This window comes from Chamaesiphon sp. OTE_20_metabat_361 (assembly GCF_031364565.1).
In genome coordinates this window covers 1-2,201 of the sequence record NZ_JANLWO010000122.1, presented here as the reverse complement: position 1 = coordinate 2,201, position 2,201 = coordinate 1, and the positions used below count along the sequence as shown (strand labels likewise).

The window sequence follows — 2,201 nt, the reverse complement described above, 5'->3', positions numbered from 1 at the left end:
AATTGATTCAGGATGAAATTGAACTCCTGCAATCGGTAGACTTTGATGTTCGATCGCCATGATCGTGCCATCTTCAGCAACTGCCGTTACTTGCAGTTGTGAGGGCAACCGCTCGGGAATAGCATACAAAGAATGGTAGCGACCTGCATCAAAGGCAGTAGGTAAGCCTTGGAATAAAACTGACTCTGGCGCAGTAATCCGAATTCCAGAGGATTTACCATGTTGCGGATAATCCAGAACTCCTAATTCGCCGCCATAAGCTTCGACAATGCTCTGTAATCCTAAGCAAACACCAAAAATCGGAATTTGTCGTTTAACACAAGCTTGAATCGTTGCCGTAATCCCAAAACTGCTCGGTTGACCCGGCCCAGGCGACAATACTACTAAATCTGGCTGAAGCCTGTCGAAAACTTCCTCGCTAAAACCATGTCGCAAGGTCGTTACCGTGACACCGCACTGACGCAGATAATTAGCCAAGGTGTGAACGAAAGAATCTTCATAATCAATTAACAGCACTCGCCGATGAACTGGGGTAATGTCTGGATGACTTTCGACCACCATGTGCATGTTTTTGATGTCTGCATGATGTTCGACCACCGCGTGCAGATTTTTTTGAGCGGCTGAAATGCGCGCAGATTTGAGCGTTTGGAATGCTGCTGCCCCTTTTAATAAAGTTTCCGCTTCTTCGGCTGCGGGAATAGAATCATAAAGCAGTGTTGCGCCGACGCGCACTTGCGCGATCGAATCTTTTAACTCCACAGTTCTCAGGATTAACCCGGTATTCAAATCCCCTTTAAAGGTCAAATAACCGACAGCTCCGCCATACCAATGTCGAGCAGTGCGTTCGTGCTGTTCGAGAAATTCCATCGCGGCTTTTTTGGGTGCGCCAGTGACAGTTACTGCCCATAAGTGGGATAAAAAGGCATCAATGGCATCAAATTCAGGGCGTAATATGCCTTCAACGTGATCGACTGTGTGAATTAAATGACTGTATAATTCGATCTGACGACGACTGAGTACTCGCACGGAACCAGGCTCACAAATCCGCGATTTATCATTGCGATCGACATCAGTACACATGGTTAACTCGGATTCATCTTTGCGAGAATTGAGTAACTCTAAAATATTTGTCGCATCTTCGATCGAGTTGCTACCGCGACGAATCGTACCGCTAATCGGACAGGTTTCCACGCGGCGATCTTCTACTCGCACGAACATTTCTGGAGAAGCACCGACGATATATTCTCCCCCTAAATTAACGATAAAACTAAAAGGACTGGGATTAATTTTTTGTAAAGTCTCAAACAGAGTGACGGGAGGAGTATCGCAACTTTCATAAAAGCTTTGACTAGCAACTACTTCAAATAAATCTCCGCGCCGAAAATAGTCTAAAGCTGTTTCTACTTGAGCTGCATATTCGCCAGGGGCACGATCGGCTGTTTTGGTTAAGACTAACTGTTGGCCTCGATAGTCGATAAATTCCCCGGTTCTGGGCAGGTTTCGATTGGTCTGTCCATCGATTTCAAAATCGTACTGTAGCTGAAAAGCATGTTGTCGCTGATAATCGACGATCGTTAATTCATCGGGAAGATATAATACCAAATCCCGCGTATCTGTCGATCGCGGCAGTTGTTTAGTCATTTTCTCGAATTGAAAGACTAAATCGTAGCCAAAGGCACCATACAACCCTAAATATTCATCTTCACTACTATTAAACGCAAACATTACTTCCCGAATCAAGCTAAAAACAGAAGGTTGCTTGCTGCGTTCTTCTTCAGTGAAAATTTGAGTAGTGGGACGGACAAATCCCGTAATCAGCTCGGCATCTCGGTCTGTAATCGCTAACGCAGGACACTTGGCAATCCGATCTCTCAAATAAGCAAGCAGGATTAGACCGCGCTGATTGAGAGCTTTGATGCTAAATGTATCCTCACGAGTACTGATTTCTAGCGGAGGATTTACAAACCCGATCGCCCATTTTTTATAGCGTCCGGGATATTCATAATTACTAGTCAATAACCCGCCCCGTTGACTGTCGATCCGAGATAACACTTCCTTTATGGCAAAATCTATGGAAATTTCTTTACTGGAGCGAGAAACGTGGATTTTGCCTTGAGTCGTGTAACAATTTGGATTAAACACGTAGCGATCTCCTTAAAAAATAATTTTGTTAGCTCTCAACCTTTTGGAAGGTTTTCCAT

1 protein-coding gene is annotated in these 2,201 nt (G+C 44.6%); it reads right to left on the bottom strand.

Going from position 1 to position 2,201, the window contains the following annotated elements:
* The coding region (locus RMO35_RS03430; RefSeq protein ID WP_309738568.1) for an anthranilate synthase at positions 1-2,142 on the bottom strand (2,142 nt) is incomplete at its 3' end.
* Between the last annotated feature and the right edge of the window lie 59 nt (positions 2,143-2,201).